The organism is Acidiferrobacter sp. SPIII_3 (assembly GCF_003184265.1).
Taxonomy (GTDB): domain Bacteria; phylum Pseudomonadota; class Gammaproteobacteria; order Acidiferrobacterales; family Acidiferrobacteraceae; genus Acidiferrobacter.
This window is the reverse complement of sequence record NZ_CP027663.1, coordinates 2,767,522-2,783,649: the sequence shown is the minus strand read 5'-3', so window position 1 is coordinate 2,783,649 and position 16,128 is coordinate 2,767,522. Positions and strand designations below refer to the sequence as shown.

Here is a 16,128-nt window from a genome sequence, read left to right as displayed (position 1 = left end):
CGATGACGAGCAGGCTTCAGGAGCTGTACGAAAACACCATTCGGCCCGAGCTGATGGCCCGGTTCGGATACAAGAATCCGATGCAGGTGCCGCGAGTCGTCAAGGTGACGCTCAACATGGGCGTGGGCGAGGCGCTGGCGGACAAGAAGGTGATCGAGAACGCGGTGGCGGACATGCAGGCCATTGGCGGGCAGAAGCCGATCGTTACACGCGCGCGCAAATCGGTGGCGGCATTCAAGGTGCGCGAGGATTGGCCGATCGGCTGCAAGGTGACGCTGCGGCGCACGCGCATGTACGATTTCATGGACCGGCTGATCAGCGTTGCGCTGCCGCGCGTGCGCGACTTTCGGGGCCTGCCGGGGCGGTCGTTCGACGGGCAGGGGAATTACTCGCTCGGCATCAAGGAGCAGATCATCTTTCCCGAGATCGAATATGACAAGATCGACGCGATCCGGGGGATGGACATTACCATAACGACAACGGCCAAGACCGATGACGAGGCGCGAGCCCTGCTGACGGCCTTCCGGTTGCCGATTCGCGTTTAAGGGGCGGACATGGCGAAGAAGTCGAAGATTTTGCGTAACCGGCAACGCATGGCGGTGGTGGCAAAGTATGCACAGCGGCGCGCGGAGCTGAAGGCGGCGTCGGTCAACATGCGCCTGTCGGAGGAGGAGCGCCAGCAGGCGTTGGCGGCGCTTGCGAAGCAGCCCCGAAACGCCTGCCCGGTGCGTGTGCGCAATCGCTGTTACATGACGGGGCGCTCGCGGGGCTACTATCGGAAGTTCGGGCTCGGGCGCAACAAGCTGCGCGAGATGATGATGCGCGGGGAGATCCCGGGCGTGGTGAAGGCGAGCTGGTAGGTATAAGGCCATGATGAACGATCCCATAGCAGACATGCTGACCCGCATTCGCAATGCGCAACGCGCCGAGAAGGTCAGCGTGCGGATGATGGCATCCAAGCCGAAGCTCGCGTTGGCGAAGATCCTGAAGGAGGAAGGGTACGTAAACGACTTCCGGCTCATCGAGGGCGCGAAACCCGAGCTCGAGATCGAGCTCAAGTATTATGCCGGGCGGCCGGTGATTGCACGCATCGATCGTGTGAGCCGGGGCGGTAGGCGCGTCTACCGGTCGCACGATGCCCTGCCAACCGTTGACGGGGGGCTGGGGATCGCCGTGGTGTCGACCTCGAAGGGCATGATGACGGATCGCGCGGCTCGTAGCGCCGGGCTTGGCGGCGAGATCGTGTGCGTGGTGGTTTAAGGAGCGAGCATGTCGCGAGTTGCGAAAAATCCAGTGAGTCTGCCGTCGGGCGTGGCGTTGAGCCGCAACGGCGCGGATGTCACGATCAAGGGGCCAAAGGGCGAGCTGGCGCACCGTGTCCATGAGCTGGTGGGCATCGAGCAGGACGGGAATGTCCTGCGCGTCGTGCCCGCCGATGAATCGACCTTGGCCAATGCCCTGTCGGGTACCACCCGGGCGCTCGTGCAGAACATGGTGACGGGCGTGACCCGGGGATTCGAGCGCCGCCTTACGATCGTCGGGGTGGGTTATCGCGCGGCGGTTCAGGGTCGCAAGCTCAACCTGACATTGGGATTTTCGCACCCGGTCGTGTATGACATCCCGGCGGGTATCACCATAGAGACCCCGAGCCAGACGGAGATCGTGATCAAGGGGGCCGACAAGCAGCGCGTGGGCCAGGTTGCCGCCGAGGTGCGTGGCTATAGGCCGCCGGAGCCCTACAAGGGCAAGGGTGTGCGCTATAGCGACGAGGTGGTGGTGAAGAAAGAAGCGAAGAAGAAGTAAGGCGACCCTATGAAAGACAAAGTAGCAACACGCAAGCGGCGGGCGTTCCGGGGCCGTAGGCGGATCGCGGCGCTGGGTGTGCAGAGATTGTGCGTGCACCGTACGCCCCGGCATATGTATGCGCAGATCATAGGGCCGGACAGCCGGGTGCTGGCCAGCGCGTCCACGATCGAGGTCGAGGTGCGCAAGGACCTGAAGACCGGCGGGAACGTGGATGCCGCGCGGCTCGTCGGCCGGCGTATCGCCGAGAAGGCGAAGGCGGCGGGGGTGGTGAAGGTGGCGTTCGACCGGTCCGGGTTCCGCTATCACGGGCGCGTACAGGCCCTGGCGGACGCGGCGCGTGAAGGCGGGCTGGAGTTTTAAGGAGGCATTGTGGCGGCAGGCGGGACGGAGTCGGACGGTTACAGCGATAACCTCCAGGAAAAGCTCATCAGCATCAATCGCGTGGCCAAGGTCGTCAAGGGCGGCCGGCAGTTCGGGTTCGCGGCGCTGACGGTGGTCGGCGATGGCGACGGACGCGTGGGCATAGGCCAGGGCAAGGCCCGCGAGGTGCCGGTGGCCGTGCAGAAGGCCATGGATGACGCGCGGCGTAACATGGTGCGCGTGCACCTGAAGAACGGCACGCTGCATTATGGCGTCACCGCCAATCACGGGGCGTCACGAGTGGTCATGAGGCCGGCCTCCGAGGGCACCGGGATCATCGCGGGCGGCGCGATGCGCGCCTTGTTCGAGGTCGCGGGGGTGCGCAACGTGTTGGCCAAGGCCCTGGGTTCCACAAATCCGATCAATGTGGTACGCGCGACCTTGAAGGCCTTGCTGGATGTGAGTAATCCGGCGGAGATGGCCGCCAAGCGCGGCAAGACCGTCGAAGAGATCACGGGCGGTTAGGAGCGGTCATGGCAAAAAAGCAGATGAAGGTCACGCTGGTGCGCAGCATGTTCGGGACCGGCGCCCGTCACCAGGCGTGTGTGCGAGGGCTCGGCTTGCGGCGCTTGCATCATAGCGTGCTGGTCGAAGACAGCGCGGCGACCCGCGGGATGTTGCGCAAGGTTGCCTACATGGTGAAGTGCGAGGAGGTTGCCTGATGCGCCTGAATACGATCAAACCGGATCCGCATCGGACCGCGCGCCGGCGCGTGGGACGGGGCGGCGGTTCCGGTCTCGGCAAGACCTGCGGCCGCGGGCATAAGGGCCAGCGGGCGCGCGCCGGCGGCTACCATAAGGTGGGGTTCGAGGGTGGCCAGATGCCCTTGCAGCGACGCCTGCCGAAGTTTGGGTTCCGCTCGGCGATGGCCGCGGAGACGGCCGCGGTGCGGCTCGGAGAGTTGAAAGGATTCGACGGCACCGTGGATCTCGCGGGGTTGAAGGCCGCGAACATAGTGGGGGCGACGGCGCTGCGCGCGCGCGTATTTCTGTCGGGCGCGATCGACAAGGCCTTGGTGTTGAAGGGCATCGCCGTGACCAAGGGCGCGCGCGCCGCCATCGAAGCGGCGGGCGGCCGGGTCGAGGACTGATGGTCGCGAGAGACGCGAAACGTCAGGGAGCGCTTACCCCGGGAATGCTCGGGCGCTTGAGCGACCTAAAGCAGCGTCTGCTGTTTTTGCTGGGTGCCTTGGTCGTGTTTCGTGTCGGGACGCACATACCGGTGCCGGGGATCAACGCCGTGGCGCTGGCCGCGCTTTTTCAGCGCGCGAGCGGTTCCATCATCGGCATGTTCAACATGTTCTCGGGCGGCGCCCTGCAGCGCTTGTCGGTATTCGCGCTCGGTATCATGCCGTACATCTCGGCGTCGATCGTCATCCAGATCCTGACGCCGGTGATCCCGAAGCTCGACGAGTTGCGTAAGGACGGCGGGGAGGCCGGAAGGCGCAAGCTTACGCAGTGGACCCGCTATGGGACCGTGGTGCTGGCGGCGTTTCAGGGGCTTGGGATCTCGATCGCGCTTGAGCACCAGACCGCGGGCGGCGTGCCGGTGGTGATGGCCCCAGGGATCGGTTTCGAGCTCTTTACGATGATCACGCTGGTGGCCGGCACCATGTTTCTGATGTGGCTTGGGGAGCAGATCACCGAGCGCGGCATCGGTAACGGTATCTCGATGATCATCTTTGCCGGCATCGTCGCCGGTCTGCCGGAGGCGATCGGCAGCACCCTGGAGCTTGCCAGCAACGGCTCCTTTCAGCCGTTGTTCGTGCTGCTCTTGTTTGTGGTGGCGCTCGCGGTGACGGCCTTTGTGGTGTTCGTCGAGCGGGGGCAACGGCGGGTGACGGTGACTTATGCCAAGCGTCAGCAGGGGCGCAAGATTTTCGGGGGTCAGACGACGCATCTTCCGCTCAAGGTGAATACCGCGGGCGTGATTCCGGCGATTTTCGCGTCGAGCATGATCCTGTTTCCGACCATGGCGGCGAACTGGTTTGGGCAGGCCAAGGGCATGGGGTGGCTGCATACGGTCGCGGGGGCGCTGGCCCCGGGCCAACCGGTGTATCTGATCGTATTTACGGTCGCGGTGATGTTTTTTTCGTTCTTTTACACCGCGATGATCATGGATCCGAAGGATACCGCGGATAACCTGAAGAAGTCGGGGGCGTTCATTCCCGGCATCCGGCCTGGTGAGCAGACGCGGCGCTATATCGATGACGTCATGTCACGGCTGACGCTGTCCGGAGGGATCTATATCACGCTGGTGTGCCTGCTGCCGGAGTTTTTGATCTTGAAGTGGAACGTGCCATTTTATTTCGGGGGCACGTCGCTGCTCATCATCGTCGTGGTGAGCATGGATTTCATGGCACAGGTGCAGGCGCATCTGATGTCGCATCAATACGAGAGTTTGTTGAAAAAGGCGAACCTCACGGGCGGAGTGAGCGGGCTACCTAAGTAGGGGAAATCATGAAAGTCAGGGCATCGGTGAAGAAGCTGTGCCGTAATTGCAAGATCGTGCGGCGCAAAGGGGTTGTCCGGATCGTGTGTAGCGACGCGCGCCACAAGCAGCGCCAGGGCTAGACTTGATATTCCGGGATTTCTAGGCTAGGCTTGCGCGCTTTTCCCTTGTGAAGGGCGCGTTTAGGAGAGAACAGTACGATGGCCCGTATCGCAGGCATCAATATTCCAAACCACAAGCATGTCGAGATCGGACTTACATCCATCTACGGCATAGGGCGGCAGCGCTCCCGGCAGATCTGTGATGCCGCGGGTGTCGCGGTGAACGCCAAGGTCAAGGATCTGACGGACGCCGAGGTGGAGAAGATCCGTGCCGAGGTCGGCAAGCTCGTGGTCGAGGGCGATCTGCGGCGGACAGTCTCCATGAACATCAAGCGGCTCATGGATATCGGGAGTTACCGCGGCATGCGCCACAGGCGCGGGCTGCCGGTGCGCGGACAGCGTACCAAGACCAACGCGCGCACGCGCAAGGGCCCGCGCAAGGGCATTCGGAAGTGATCTTAAAGGACAGGTATGGCGACTAACACACCCGCAGCGGGCAAGGCCAAGAAGCGCGTCAAGAAGAATGTTGCCGAGGGCGTGGCTCATATCCAAGCCTCGTTTAACAATACGGTGATTACAATCACCGATCGGCAGGGTAACGTGTTGTCCTGGGCGACCGCGGGTGGTGCGGGATTCAGGGGATCGCGCAAGAGCACGCCGTTTGCCGCGCAGGTGGCATCGGACAAGGCCGGGCGTGCGGCGCAGGAGTTCGGCGTGAAGGCGCTCGAGATTCGCGTGAAGGGGCCGGGGCCGGGGCGCGACTCCGCGGTCCGCGCCCTGCATTCGGCGGGTTTCGAGATCAGCAACATCATCGATGTGACGCCGATTCCCCATAACGGTTGTCGGCCGGCCAAGCGCCGGCGCGTCTAGTTGACGGAGAAATAAGAATGGCCCGTGAGAACGCGGATGCAAAATGCCGGAAGTGCCGGCGCGAGGGCGGCAAGCTCTTTCTGAAGGGCGAGAAGTGCTTTACCGACAAGTGCCCCGTGTCCAAGCGGACTTATCCACCGGGACAGCACGGCCAGCGGCGCAGCCGGCTTTCGGATTACGGCGCGCAGCTGCGCGAGAAGCAGAAGCTCCGCCGCATCTACGGGGTGCTTGAGGCGCAGTTCGCCAATTACTATTCCGAGGCCGATCGACGCCGCGGCAATACCGGCGAGAACCTGCTGAAGCTCCTGGAGTGCCGGCTGGACAACGTCGTGCACAGGATGGGCTTTGGGGCGTCGCGCTCCGAGGCGCGTCAGCTCGTGCGCCATAACGGCATTCTTGTGAACGGCAAGAGGGTCAATATTCCGGCCTATCAGCTGTCGGCGCAGGATGTGATCGAAGTGAGCTCGGGCGCCAAGGAGCAGCTGCGCGTGAAGGCGGCGCTCGAGGCCGCCGAGCAGCGCGGTTTTCCGGAATGGCTCGAGGTCGACAGTAAGGGCATGAAGGGGACCTTCAAGGCCGTGCCAGAGCGTCGCGAAATGCCCGGCGAGATCAACGAGCAGCTCGTCATCGCCTTGTACTCGAAGTAAGTCGCCGGAGGGACGGTATATGCAGAGTTCGGCAGCGGAATTTCTCAAGCCTCGCAATGTCGGGGTGCAGACGCTTGGTCCAACGCACGCGCGGATCACCTTGGAGCCGCTGGAGCGGGGCTTTGGTCATACCCTGGGGAGTGCGCTGCGGCGCGTCCTGTTGTCGTCGATGCCCGGCTGTGCGGTCACCGAGGCGCGGATCGAGGGTGTATTGCACGAGTACTCGACGATGGAGGGGGTTCAGGAGGATGTCATCGATATCCTGCTGAATCTGAAGGGTCTGGCCATGCGCATGGAGGGGCGGGGCGAGGCGCGGTTGACGATCGACAAGACCGGGCCTGGCGTCGTGACCGCGGCCGATGTGCATACCGACCAGAACGTGGAGATCGTGAACCCGGCGCATGTGATTGCCACGCTCACAAAGGCGGTGGCACTGAAAATGGAGCTCACCGTGGTGGCGGGACGAGGCTATGAACCGGTTCCGGCGCGCGCCCTGAACGAGGAGCGTCCGCTCGGTGGCATGCAGATCGATGCCTCGTTCAGCCCGATTCGGCGTGTGGCCTATACGGTGGAAAACGCGCGCGTCGAGCAGCGTACCGATCTCGACAAGCTGGTGCTCGACATCGAGACCAACGGGGCCATCGATCCGGAGGCCGCGGTGCGGCGCGCGGCGAACATCTTGCGCGATCAGATGGCGGTGTTCGTGGATCTGGAGAGCAAGGGGACCGAGGTCCGGATCGAGGAAGAGCCGGACGTGAACCCGATTCTGCTGCGCCCGGTCGACGATCTGGAGCTCACGGTGCGTTCGGCGAACTGCCTCAAGGCGGAGAATATTTTTTATATCGGCGACCTGGTCCAAAAGAGTGAAATGGAGCTCTTGAAAACCCCGAACCTGGGGAAGAAGTCGCTGACCGAGATCAAGGATGTGCTGGCATCCCACGAGCTCACCCTGGATATGAAGTTGGAGAACTGGCCGCCGGCGTCGCTTCGGAACAAGGTTCCGGGCGAGGGTTTGGACCGGTAAGAGAGAGAGGACTGAGCCATGCGGCACGGCAATAGCGGACGGAAGTTCAACGTAACGAGCGCGCATCGCAAGGCGCTGTTCAAGAACATGGCGGTGTCGTTGTTTCGGCACGAGCAGATCATAACGACCTTGCCAAAGGCCAAGGAGCTGCGGCGCATCGCGGAACCGTTGATCACTCTGGGCAAAAGCGCGACGGTTGCGAACCGGCGTCTGGCGTTCGCGCGCCTGGGGGATCGCGAGATCGTCGGGAAGCTGTTCGATGAGCTCGGCGTGCGCTATCAAGATCGCCCAGGCGGTTATCTGCGCATACTGAAGGTGGGCCTGCGGGCCGGTGATACCGCCCCCATGGCGGTGGTGCAACTCATCGATCGGCCGGAGAAGGCGCAGACCGAAGGGACGGAGGCCGCCGCCTAAATACCGGCGAACGGCGTGGCACGATCGCGCGACCGGCTGGCATGACGCCAGCCGGTTTTTTTATGGGTTTTTGGCGGGCGTACGGCCCCGTCCCTTCGGCCGATTGGCGGCAACCGCGTCGGGCGCTGTAATGACCGCCGATGACAGCGGGGGACCGGGGCATGGAGGCCTTCAAAAGCGCGTCGCGGATCTTGTTGGTACGTCTCGACAACATCGGGGACATCCTGATGTTGTCGCCGGCGGTGCGCATGGTGCGAAGGGCATGGCCGGAGGCGCGCGTGACGCTTATGGCCTCGCCGGCCGGGGCCGCCGTGGCGGGACTGGTGCCAGGTATCGACGAGGTGTTCGTGCATCGCGCGCTCTGGCAGGACGCCCGTGGCGACCTGTCCTTTGACCCGAGCCGTGAACAGGCGCTGGTGTCGGAACTCGCCCGGCGGTCGTTCGATGCAGCGCTGATATTCACGAGTTTTTCGCAAAGCCCATTCCCGCCCGCCTATGCCTGTTATCTGGCGGGTATTCCCGTGCGTATCGGTCAATCCCGCGAATTCGGCGGCGGGGTGCTGACGCACTGGGTGCGCCCGCCGGCCGACGATGCCCACCAGGTGGATCGGAACCTGCATCTCGTGCGCGAGGCCGGCATCCCCGTGGTCGGACCGGATGTCACCGCCGTGCGCATCTCGGTGCCGCGCGCCGCGCACGCCCGCGCGCGGGCGCTGTTGCAGGAGCGGGGTGTACGCGGGGATTTCGTCGTGATCGCCCCCGGCGCCACCTGCGGCGCGCGCCGCTATCCCGCGGAACGCTATGCGGCGGTGGCCGCCGGCCTGCGCCAGGCGGGGCGTACGGTGGTCGTGGTCGGCGGGCCCAAGGACGTCGCCCGGGGCGTGGCGGTGGCGAGCGCGTCGCGGGCGGTGTCCTTGTGCGGGCAGACGGATATCGCGGTGCTCGCGGCGTTGCTCGCGCGCGCCCGGTTGCTCATCGCCAACGATTCCGGGCCGATGCATCTGGCCGATGCGGTCGACTGCCCCATGGTCATCCTGTACTCGGGCACCGACCGCGAATCGCAATGGGGTCCACGCCGCGCCCCGGCGCGTCTGCTTCGCCGGCCGACCGCCTGTTCCCCCTGCTACCGATTCACATGCCCTTACGATCTCGAGTGTCTGGCGATCCCACCGGCGGAGGTGGTGGCGCACGCGCTGGGGTTGTGGGGTGAGACCCTCCGGGAGGTGGCCGATGGTTGACGTACAGACGCTCATGAGTGTCCTGCAGTCCTTCGGAAAAAGGCGCGTGGTGGTTCTCGGCGACGCGATCCTGGATCGTTACTTGAAGGGTCGCGCGGCCGGCATCTGTCGCGAGGCGCCGGTCCCGGTGGTAGGGCTGCAGACCGTCCTGGAGGCCCCTGGGGGGGCCGCCAATGTCGCCACCAATATCGCCGCCCTGGGCGCCCAGACGCGCCTCGTATCGTGGGTCGGCGCGGATGGCCATGGCCGGCGACTGCGCGCGCTTATCGAGCGTCAGGGCGTGGATTGTGCCGGCGTCGTCGCTTGCAACCGGCGGACCGTGGTCAAGCAGCGACTGCGTTGTGACGATCAGCTCGTGGCGCGTTTCGATGAGGGCGATGTGGGGCCGGTGGACGCCGCGCTCGCCGCGCGGCTGGCCGCCGCGCTGTCGGCCGCGGCGGCCGGCTGCGATGCCGTAGTCGTGTCGGACTATGGGCTGGGTCTCATGGACCCGGTCCTGCGCGAGGCCTTGAAGCGCCTGCGGGGCCAGGGGTTGGCATTGATCGTCGATGCCAAGGACCCCGGGCGCTACCGAGATTTCGCGCCGCTTGTGGCGAAGCCCAACTTCGCGGAGGCCGTGCGACTTTTGGGGGCAGGCAGCGTACCGCCGGATGATCGCGCCGGCTTCATCGCCCGTTACGAGGACCGCCTCCTCGATGCCACCGGCGCGCGATCGGTGGTGGTGACCCTCGATGCCGAAGGGGCCCTGCTGCTCGGCGCCGGCGGCCCGTATCGTACCGCCGGTCGTGTCGTGCCGGCCGCGCATGCCGCCGGGGCCGGCGATACCTTCGTGAGCGCCCTCACGCTGGCGCTCGCATCCGGTGCCGACACGCCCGTGGCGATGGATCTGGCGGCGGCCGCCGCCGACATCATCCTGGCGCGCGAAGATACGGCGACCTGCAGCCGGGATGAGCTGGGCCGCGAGCTTGCCGGCCAGGGTAAGTTTCTGCGCGAATCCACCCATATCCGGGAGACGGCCGGACGCCTGCGCCAGGAAGGGCGGCGCATCGTCTTTACCAACGGTTGCTTCGATATCTTGCATCGCGGCCATATCACCCATCTGGAGCGCGCGAAGGCCTTGGGCGATGTCTTGATCGTGGGTCTTAACGACGATGATTCGGTCCGGCGCCTGAAGGGGGCCGGGCGCCCGCTCAATCCGCTGGCCGATCGTATCGCGGTGGTGGCGGCCCTTGGTTGCGTGGATCATGTCCTGGCCTTTGCCGGCGATACCGCCCATGGACCCATAGAGATGGTGCGTCCGGATCTGTTTGTGAAGGGCGGCGACTATGTCGCCAAGACCTTGCCGGAGGTGGCCTTGGTCGAGGAGCTGGGCGGACGGGTCCGGCTCCTTGAGTATATGGACAACAGCTCGACGAGCGGCCTCATAGAGCGTATCCGCAGGGACGCGAAGACCGGCTAGTGGACGTCCTGATACCGACCTACAACCGGCCAGCCGCGCTGGCCGTGACGCTCGCGAGCCTGCTCGGTCAGGGCGTGCCGCTGCGCGTGGTGGTGTCCGATCAGGGCGATGTGCCGGCCTCGTCGGTCCCGGAGGTGCAGGCCGTGGTCCGGGTCCTCGAGGCCCAGGGGCACCGCCTGGCCTGGCATCGTCATCTGCCGCGCCGCGGCCTCGCCGAACAGCGCGCCTTCCTGCTCGCGGAGGCGCGCGCCCCCCAGGCCCTGTTTCTCGACGATGATGTGATTCTGGGGCCCGGCGCCCTGCCCCCGCTGCTCGCCACCCTGAAGGCCGAGGGGTGCGGGTTCGTGGGCTACGGTGTCATCGGGCTCAGTTTCCGGGACGACGAGCGCCCCCATGAGCAGGAGATCGAGTTCTGGCAGGGGCCGGTAGTCCCGGAGATTGTGACCCCGCAGTCGCCGGCATGGGCCCGCCATCGTCTCCATAATGCCGCCAATCTCTATCACGTAGGGCGTAATGTGAGTGGTTGCCAGCGTTATCATGTCGCCTGGATAGGAGGGTGCGTCCTGTATGATGTCGCGGCCCTGCGTGCGGTCGGAGGGTTTTCCTTCTGGCGCCATCTGCCACCGGACCACTGCGGGGAGGACGTGCTGGCGCAACTTAAGGTCATGGCCCGGTTCGGGGGCTGCGGGCTCCTGCCTTCGCGGGCCTATCATCAGGAATTGCCGACGACCATCACCGATCGGCGCGTGGATGCGCCGCGCGTGTTGGCCTTGTAAAGACCCGACCGCCGATTCGGGATCGGCCTTGGGCCCATGGTGCTAGACTGGCGGGATGATCGTGTTGCTAACCGATTTCGGGGCGGCCGACCCTTATGTGGGCCAGGTGCGCCTGCGGCTTGCGGAAGACGCGCCCGGGGTCCCGGTCATCGATCTCTTTCATGATCTGCCCAATTTCGCGATCCAGGCCAGCGCCTACCTCCTCTGCGCCTATTGCCGTGATGTCCCGGCGGGCGCGGTGATCATGGCGGTCGTCGACCCAGGGGTGGGCGGTGCGCGCCATGCCATCGTCCTGCGCGCCGGTGGACGCATCTATGTCGGTCCCGACAACGGCCTTTTCGAGATGGTGGCGCGGCGCGAGGGGGTGGAATCCTGCGAGGCCCTGACCGTACCGGCCGAAGCCGCGCCCACCTTTCACGGGCGCGATGTATTCGCGCCGGCGGCCGCGGCCCTGGCGCGCGGCGTCCGCCCTTCCACCCGTCCGGCGCATTTGACACGGTTTTCCGACTGGCCCGACGACTGGGCGCGCGTGTTGTTCATCGATCACTATGGGAATGCCGTGACCGGCCTGCGCGCGCGGCCGGGGTTGCGCGCGCTCGTGGCCGGAGGCCGCCGCTTGAAGCGCGTACGCCTCTTTGCCGAGGGTGTGCCTGGGGAGCCGTTTTTTTACGAAAACGCCAACGGTCTGATCGAGATCGCCGTCCGTGAGGGCTCGGCGGCCGAGATCCTGGGCCTACAGCTTGCCGACCCGCTTCTGGTCCTGGGCTAAGGCCGCGGAGGGCCGCGCGTGCCGCTCGAGGACCTGCCGCAGGTAGCGCCCGGTGTGCGACGAGAGGTGGGCGGCCAATGTCTCGGGCGTGCCGCTGGCGACTACGCGACCGCCGCCGCTCCCGCCTTCCGGCCCAAGGTCCACGAGGTAATCCGCGGTCTTGATGACGTCGAGATTGTGCTCGATGACGACCACGGTGTTGCCCCGTTCCGTCAAGGTCTGGAGGACGCCGATCAATTGGCGGATATCGTGGAAATGGAGGCCTGTGGTCGGCTCGTCGAGGATGTAGAGCGTCCGCCCGGTGTCGCGTTTCGAGAGCTCGCGCGCAAGCTTGATGCGTTGCGCCTCGCCGCCGGACAGGGTCGTTGCCGACTGCCCGAGGGTGAGGTAGGCGAGCCCCACGTCGGTCAGGGTCTCGAGCTTGCGGCGTATCGCCGGGACGGCCTCGAAGAAGGTCAGGGCCTCCTCCACGGTCATCTGTAGGATCTCGTGGATGGTCCGGCCCTTGTAGCGGATCTCGAGCGTCTCGCGGTTGTAGCGCATGCCCTTGCAGACATCGCACGGCACATACATGTCGGGCAGGAAGTGCATCTCGACCTTGACGAGACCGTCGCCCTCGCAGGCCTCGCAGCGTCCGCCGCGGACATTGAACGAGAACCGCCCCGGACCGAACCCGCGCTCGCGGGCCTCGACGGTGGCGGCGAAGAGGTCCCGCAGGGGGGTAAAAAGGCCGGTATATGTGGCCGGATTGGAGCGCGGTGTCCGCCCGATCGGGCTTTGATCGATGTCGACGACCTTGTCGAAGGCCTCCAGGCCATCGATGCCGGCGTGCGCCGCGACATCCAGTCGTGTTTTGTTCAGATGGTTGGCGGTGGCGGCATACAGCGTGTCGTTGATGAGGGTGGATTTGCCCGACCCGGAGACCCCGGTCACGCAGGTCAGGGCCGCGACTGGAATGCCGACGTCGATGCCGCGCAGGTTGTTGCCGCGCGCCCCCCGGATCACGATCTCGCCGTGCCCGCTACGGCGGATCGGCGGTACCGGGATTTCCTCGACACCCTTCAGGTATTTCCCGGTCAGGGAATCGGGGTTTTCCATGATTTGCGCGGGGGTCCCTTGGGCCACGATCCGTCCGCCGTGAACCCCGGCGCCAGGGCCGACATCCACGACGTGGTCGGCGGCCAGGATCGCCTCCTCGTCATGCTCGACCACGATGACGGTGTTGCCCATGTCGCGCAGGGTCTCCAGGGTCGCGAGCAGGCGGCCATTATCGCGCTGGTGCAGGCCTATGGAGGGTTCGTCCAGGACGTACATGACGCCGACCAACCCCGCACCGATCTGCGATGCCAGCCGGATGCGCTGCGCCTCGCCGCCGGACAGGGTCTCCGCGGAACGCGCGAGGGTCAGGTAATCGAGGCCCACGTTCACGAGAAATTTGAGGCGCTCGCTGATCTCGTGGATGATCTTGGCGGCAATCACCCCGCGCTGGCCGGGGAGCAGCAGGTGCTGAAAGAATCCATGGGCCTCGTGAATGGATAGCCCCGTGACCTCATGGATGGCGCGCGCGTCGATGAATACGTTGCGCGCCTCCTCGCGCAGCCGGCTGCCGGCGCAGGCCTCGCAGACCTGGTTGCCGATGAAGCGCGCGAGTTCGTCCCGCACGCTTGCCGACTCCGTCTCGCGATAGCGACGTTCCATGTTGGGGATCACGCCCTCGAACGGGTGCTTGCGTCGATGCCGCCGTCCGCGGTCCACGTAGGTGAAGGTGATCGACTCCTCGCCACTGCCATGCAGGATGACCTGCCGGACCTTTTTAGGGAGGTCCTCGAAAGGGGTCTCGATATCGACGCCGTAGTACCGGGCGATCGACTCCAGGAGCTGAAAATAGAACGGGTTGCGGCGGTCCCACCCGCGTATCGCGCCCGCCGGCAGGCTCAAGGTCGGGTCTTGTACGAGGCGTTCGGGGTCGAAGAACTGGCGAACGCCGAGACCGTCGCAGCTCGGACAGGCGCCGGCGGGGTTATTGAAAGAAAAGATCCGTGGCTCCAGTTCCGCGAGACTAAAGCCGCAATGGGGGCAGGCGTAGCGCGCCGAGAACAGCAATTCCTGCGCCGCCTCGCCATCGGCGGGCAGGGTCACGAGGCGTACGAGGCCCTCCGACAGCGACAGGGCGTTCTCGAAGGACTCGGCGAGTCGCGACTCCTGCCCAGGGCGCAGCACCAGGCGGTCGACCACCGCCTCGACCGTGTGCTTTTGGGTCTTGGCAAGCGGCGGGGCCTCGCCAAGTTCGACCACCTGTCCATCGATGCGCGCACGGACATAGCCACGCGCCTTCAGTTCTTCGAGCTTGTTCAAGGCCTCGCCCTTGCGTCCCGATATGACCGGCGCCAAGACCATGGCCTTGGTTCCGGGGGGGAGGGTCAAGGCCTCGTCGACCATTTGCGTCACGGTCTTGGCGTCCAGGGCGACATCGTGCCGCGGGCAGCGCGGTTCCCCCACGCGCGCGTAGAGCAGTCGCAGGTAATCGTAGATCTCGGTAACGGTCCCGACCGTGGAGCGAGGATTGTGCGAGGTGCTCTTTTGTTCAATGGAGATCGCGGGGGACAGCCCTTCGATCAGGTCGACGTCGGGTTTGGCCATGAGCGACAGGAACTGCCGCGCGTAGGCGGACAGGGACTCGACGTAGCGACGTTGCCCTTCGGCGTACAAGGTGTCGAATGCGAGCGAGGACTTGCCCGAGCCCGACAGTCCGGTGATGACAATAAGACGGTCGCGCGGCAGATCCAGATCGAGGTTTTTCAGGTTGTGCGTGCGCACGCCCCGCAAACGAATGAGGTCCATAGGTTGTTTCGGGCCGGAGTAAATCGGGTACTATACGGCGCACGGCTAGGCAAAGGCAAAGAGCGAGCGGATGGCTGTGCGCGCCCGTTCCCGGCTTGATCCCGCTGAGGCCGGTGTGCCACGCAGGCGAGCCCGCCGATAGCTTGACCACAGCCCCAGGGATTCGCCGGGCCGAATTGTCCAGGGCCCCTCTCTATCCAAGGCCGAGGGGGTGACATAAACTAGGGCCTTGTACAGGCGGGGTCGCGGGCCAATGACGGTCCCGCATCCTGCCGGCGGGCCCTTGCAGGGCCTGTTTCCATCCCGAGGGAGGCGTTATGGCGCGCGGCATCAACAAGGTCATCTTGGTAGGCAATCTCGGCAAGGACCCGGAGATCCGCTACGTACCGAACGGCGGCGCCGTGGCCAATCTGAATATCGCCACCTCCGAGTCGTGGAAGGACAAGGCGACCGGCGAGAAGCAGGAGCGGACCGAGTGGCACCGGGTCGTGTTCTTCGGAAAGCTTGCGGAAATCGCGAGCGAGTACCTGAAGAAAGGGGCACAGATCTATGTCGAGGGACGCCTGCAGACGCGTAAATGGCAGGACAAGTCGGGGCAGGACCGCTACACGACCGAGATCGTGGGTAGCGAACTACAGATGCTGGGTGGCCGCGGCGGGGCCGGCGGAGGCGAAGGGCCGCCCGCGGACCTGTCTTACGACTCGCCCGCATCCGGCTCGAGCGGCCGATCGACCCAGCCGTCGGCGCCGGCCCCGGGCGGCGGGGAGGATTTCGACGACGACATCCCGTTCTAGATGTCCCACCAAGACACAGCATGTAAATAAGATCCCTGCAGGCCTTGTGGTTGCAGGGATTTTTTATGTTTATCGTTTTTTGCGCGGCACCGATATGGTTCTCGAGGACAGATAAGGCCTGCGGCGTCCTTGAGGGCTTTCGCGGGCCGTGCCGTTTGGCCGATGACGCCTGGGCGGCGCGGCTTTGCGATGAGAAAGACCGCGATTGGCGCAAGCGGGTCTTTCGTCGGCGATGGTTCGCGGGCGGCGGGGATGTGACGTGCGGGCCGGAGGGGTGCAAGGCGGCTTATGCGGACCACCCGGGGTGGACACGCCGACACCACCCGCCTGCCTTTTCGTGATCTATTATCACCAAGACGATATCGGATGCCATGGCGGGACGGGGCCACCTCCGGGTACCGGCACGATTCGTCGTGGGCGCCAACGGAGCCGACAGGTGCGGGACAAGATGGCAGGCTCGACCGGCGATGTCAGCCAAGGGCGAGGCCGGGGCGGGACATCACGGGGCCGAGGACCGC

21 protein-coding genes are annotated in these 16,128 nt (G+C 65.2%); 20 read left to right on the top strand and 1 reads right to left on the bottom strand.

Annotated elements, in window-relative coordinates:
• Window positions 1-2 precede the first annotated feature (2 nt).
• From rplE to C4901_RS14035, 19 genes are all read left to right on the top strand, one after another.
• Window positions 3-545, top strand: coding sequence for a 50S ribosomal protein L5 (rplE, locus tag C4901_RS14125; protein WP_110137881.1), 543 nt, complete (start codon window positions 3-5; stop codon window positions 543-545).
• Window positions 546-554: 9 nt separating this feature from the next.
• Complete coding sequence (gene rpsN / locus C4901_RS14120) at window positions 555-860, top strand: 30S ribosomal protein S14 (RefSeq protein ID WP_065972118.1); 306 nt, start codon at window positions 555-557, stop codon at window positions 858-860.
• Between the two features lie 10 nt (window positions 861-870).
• Window positions 871-1,260, top strand: a complete 390-nt coding sequence (gene rpsH, locus C4901_RS14115) for a 30S ribosomal protein S8 (RefSeq protein WP_205736034.1) — start codon at window positions 871-873, stop codon at window positions 1,258-1,260.
• A gap of 9 nt (window positions 1,261-1,269) precedes the next feature.
• Window positions 1,270-1,803, top strand: coding sequence for a 50S ribosomal protein L6 (gene rplF, locus C4901_RS14110; RefSeq protein WP_110137880.1), 534 nt, complete (start codon window positions 1,270-1,272; stop codon window positions 1,801-1,803).
• Window positions 1,804-1,812: 9 nt separating this feature from the next.
• Window positions 1,813-2,166, top strand: a complete 354-nt coding sequence (gene rplR / locus C4901_RS14105) for a 50S ribosomal protein L18 (RefSeq protein WP_110137879.1) — start codon at window positions 1,813-1,815, stop codon at window positions 2,164-2,166.
• 9 nt (window positions 2,167-2,175) lie between these two features.
• Window positions 2,176-2,691 (top strand): 30S ribosomal protein S5, encoded by a 516-nt coding sequence (gene rpsE, locus C4901_RS14100; RefSeq protein WP_110137878.1) that lies wholly within the window; start codon window positions 2,176-2,178, stop codon window positions 2,689-2,691.
• An 8-nt stretch (window positions 2,692-2,699) separates the two neighbouring features.
• On the top strand, window positions 2,700-2,888 hold the full coding sequence (rpmD, locus tag C4901_RS14095) for a 50S ribosomal protein L30 (protein ID WP_110137877.1): 189 nt from the start codon (window positions 2,700-2,702) through the stop codon (window positions 2,886-2,888).
• On the top strand, window positions 2,888-3,316 hold the full coding sequence (gene rplO, locus C4901_RS14090; protein WP_110137876.1) for a 50S ribosomal protein L15: 429 nt from the start codon (window positions 2,888-2,890) through the stop codon (window positions 3,314-3,316). Before rpmD ends, rplO begins: the two co-directional genes overlap by 1 nt.
• Complete coding sequence (gene secY / locus C4901_RS14085; RefSeq protein WP_110137875.1) at window positions 3,316-4,677, top strand: preprotein translocase subunit SecY; 1,362 nt, start codon at window positions 3,316-3,318, stop codon at window positions 4,675-4,677. Before rplO ends, secY begins: the two co-directional genes overlap by 1 nt.
• A gap of 8 nt (window positions 4,678-4,685) precedes the next feature.
• On the top strand, window positions 4,686-4,799 hold the full coding sequence (gene rpmJ / locus C4901_RS14080) for a 50S ribosomal protein L36 (RefSeq protein WP_083996289.1): 114 nt from the start codon (window positions 4,686-4,688) through the stop codon (window positions 4,797-4,799).
• Between the two features lie 78 nt (window positions 4,800-4,877).
• Window positions 4,878-5,234, top strand: coding sequence for a 30S ribosomal protein S13 (rpsM, locus tag C4901_RS14075; RefSeq protein WP_110137874.1), 357 nt, complete (start codon window positions 4,878-4,880; stop codon window positions 5,232-5,234).
• A gap of 15 nt (window positions 5,235-5,249) precedes the next feature.
• Window positions 5,250-5,648: a 30S ribosomal protein S11 gene (gene rpsK / locus C4901_RS14070; RefSeq protein WP_110137873.1), complete on the top strand. Its 399-nt coding sequence runs from the start codon at window positions 5,250-5,252 to the stop codon at window positions 5,646-5,648.
• Window positions 5,649-5,665: 17 nt separating this feature from the next.
• Window positions 5,666-6,295 carry a 30S ribosomal protein S4 gene (gene rpsD, locus C4901_RS14065; RefSeq protein WP_110137872.1) on the top strand — a complete coding sequence of 210 codons (630 nt, stop codon included), beginning with the start codon at window positions 5,666-5,668 and terminating at the stop codon, window positions 6,293-6,295.
• A 19-nt stretch (window positions 6,296-6,314) separates the two neighbouring features.
• Complete coding sequence (rpoA, locus tag C4901_RS14060; RefSeq protein ID WP_110137871.1) at window positions 6,315-7,319, top strand: DNA-directed RNA polymerase subunit alpha; 1,005 nt, start codon at window positions 6,315-6,317, stop codon at window positions 7,317-7,319.
• A gap of 18 nt (window positions 7,320-7,337) precedes the next feature.
• Window positions 7,338-7,733, top strand: a complete 396-nt coding sequence (gene rplQ / locus C4901_RS14055; protein WP_110137870.1) for a 50S ribosomal protein L17 — start codon at window positions 7,338-7,340, stop codon at window positions 7,731-7,733.
• Window positions 7,734-7,894: 161 nt separating this feature from the next.
• The gene (locus tag C4901_RS14050) at window positions 7,895-8,971 is read left to right on the top strand and encodes a glycosyltransferase family 9 protein (protein WP_110137869.1); all 1,077 of its coding nucleotides are present in this window, start codon (window positions 7,895-7,897) and stop codon (window positions 8,969-8,971) included.
• Complete coding sequence (locus C4901_RS14045; protein WP_110137868.1) at window positions 8,964-10,430, top strand: PfkB family carbohydrate kinase; 1,467 nt, start codon at window positions 8,964-8,966, stop codon at window positions 10,428-10,430. The genes C4901_RS14050 and C4901_RS14045 overlap by 8 nt, the downstream gene beginning before the upstream one ends.
• Window positions 10,430-11,206 carry a glycosyltransferase family 2 protein gene (locus C4901_RS14040; protein WP_110137867.1) on the top strand — a complete coding sequence of 259 codons (777 nt, stop codon included), beginning with the start codon at window positions 10,430-10,432 and terminating at the stop codon, window positions 11,204-11,206. The genes C4901_RS14045 and C4901_RS14040 overlap by 1 nt, the downstream gene beginning before the upstream one ends.
• 55 nt (window positions 11,207-11,261) lie before the next feature.
• Window positions 11,262-11,975: an S-adenosyl-l-methionine hydroxide adenosyltransferase family protein gene (locus tag C4901_RS14035; protein ID WP_110137866.1), complete on the top strand. Its 714-nt coding sequence runs from the start codon at window positions 11,262-11,264 to the stop codon at window positions 11,973-11,975.
• On the opposite strand, the gene uvrA is transcribed toward C4901_RS14035, so the two are convergent.
• Window positions 11,940-14,816, bottom strand: coding sequence for an excinuclease ABC subunit UvrA (uvrA, locus tag C4901_RS14030; RefSeq protein WP_110137865.1), 2,877 nt, complete (start codon window positions 14,814-14,816; stop codon window positions 11,940-11,942). The two genes, C4901_RS14035 and uvrA, sit on opposite strands and share 36 nt — an antisense overlap.
• Window positions 14,817-15,133: 317 nt before the next feature.
• Between uvrA and ssb the strand changes: the two genes are divergently transcribed.
• Window positions 15,134-15,610, top strand: a complete 477-nt coding sequence (ssb, locus tag C4901_RS14025; protein ID WP_110137864.1) for a single-stranded DNA-binding protein — start codon at window positions 15,134-15,136, stop codon at window positions 15,608-15,610.
• Window positions 15,611-16,128 lie beyond the last annotated feature (518 nt).

What these genes read in the sequence shown, in the direction of transcription:
- rplE (WP_110137881.1), top strand. Translation starts at nt 3, where the DNA reads ATGACGAGCAGGCTTCAGGAGCTGTACGAAAACACCATTCGGCCCGAG.
- rpsN (WP_065972118.1), top strand. Translation starts at nt 555, where the DNA reads ATGGCGAAGAAGTCGAAGATTTTGCGTAACCGGCAACGCATGGCGGTG.
- rpsH (WP_205736034.1), top strand. Translation starts at nt 871, where the DNA reads ATGATGAACGATCCCATAGCAGACATGCTGACCCGCATTCGCAATGCG.
- rplF (WP_110137880.1), top strand. Translation starts at nt 1,270, where the DNA reads ATGTCGCGAGTTGCGAAAAATCCAGTGAGTCTGCCGTCGGGCGTGGCG.
- rplR (WP_110137879.1), top strand. Translation starts at nt 1,813, where the DNA reads ATGAAAGACAAAGTAGCAACACGCAAGCGGCGGGCGTTCCGGGGCCGT.
- rpmD (WP_110137877.1), top strand. Translation starts at nt 2,700, where the DNA reads ATGGCAAAAAAGCAGATGAAGGTCACGCTGGTGCGCAGCATGTTCGGG.
- rplO (WP_110137876.1), top strand. Translation starts at nt 2,888, where the DNA reads ATGCGCCTGAATACGATCAAACCGGATCCGCATCGGACCGCGCGCCGG.
- secY (WP_110137875.1), top strand. Translation starts at nt 3,316, where the DNA reads ATGGTCGCGAGAGACGCGAAACGTCAGGGAGCGCTTACCCCGGGAATG.
- rpmJ (WP_083996289.1), top strand. Translation starts at nt 4,686, where the DNA reads ATGAAAGTCAGGGCATCGGTGAAGAAGCTGTGCCGTAATTGCAAGATC.
- rpsM (WP_110137874.1), top strand. Translation starts at nt 4,878, where the DNA reads ATGGCCCGTATCGCAGGCATCAATATTCCAAACCACAAGCATGTCGAG.
- rpsK (WP_110137873.1), top strand. Translation starts at nt 5,250, where the DNA reads ATGGCGACTAACACACCCGCAGCGGGCAAGGCCAAGAAGCGCGTCAAG.
- rpsD (WP_110137872.1), top strand. Translation starts at nt 5,666, where the DNA reads ATGGCCCGTGAGAACGCGGATGCAAAATGCCGGAAGTGCCGGCGCGAG.
- rpoA (WP_110137871.1), top strand. Translation starts at nt 6,315, where the DNA reads ATGCAGAGTTCGGCAGCGGAATTTCTCAAGCCTCGCAATGTCGGGGTG.
- rplQ (WP_110137870.1), top strand. Translation starts at nt 7,338, where the DNA reads ATGCGGCACGGCAATAGCGGACGGAAGTTCAACGTAACGAGCGCGCAT.
- C4901_RS14050 (WP_110137869.1), top strand. Translation starts at nt 7,895, where the DNA reads ATGGAGGCCTTCAAAAGCGCGTCGCGGATCTTGTTGGTACGTCTCGAC.
- C4901_RS14045 (WP_110137868.1), top strand. Translation starts at nt 8,964, where the DNA reads ATGGTTGACGTACAGACGCTCATGAGTGTCCTGCAGTCCTTCGGAAAA.
- C4901_RS14035 (WP_110137866.1), top strand. Translation starts at nt 11,262, where the DNA reads ATGATCGTGTTGCTAACCGATTTCGGGGCGGCCGACCCTTATGTGGGC.
- uvrA (WP_110137865.1), bottom strand. Translation starts at nt 14,816, where the DNA reads ATGGACCTCATTCGTTTGCGGGGCGTGCGCACGCACAACCTGAAAAAC.
- ssb (WP_110137864.1), top strand. Translation starts at nt 15,134, where the DNA reads ATGGCGCGCGGCATCAACAAGGTCATCTTGGTAGGCAATCTCGGCAAG.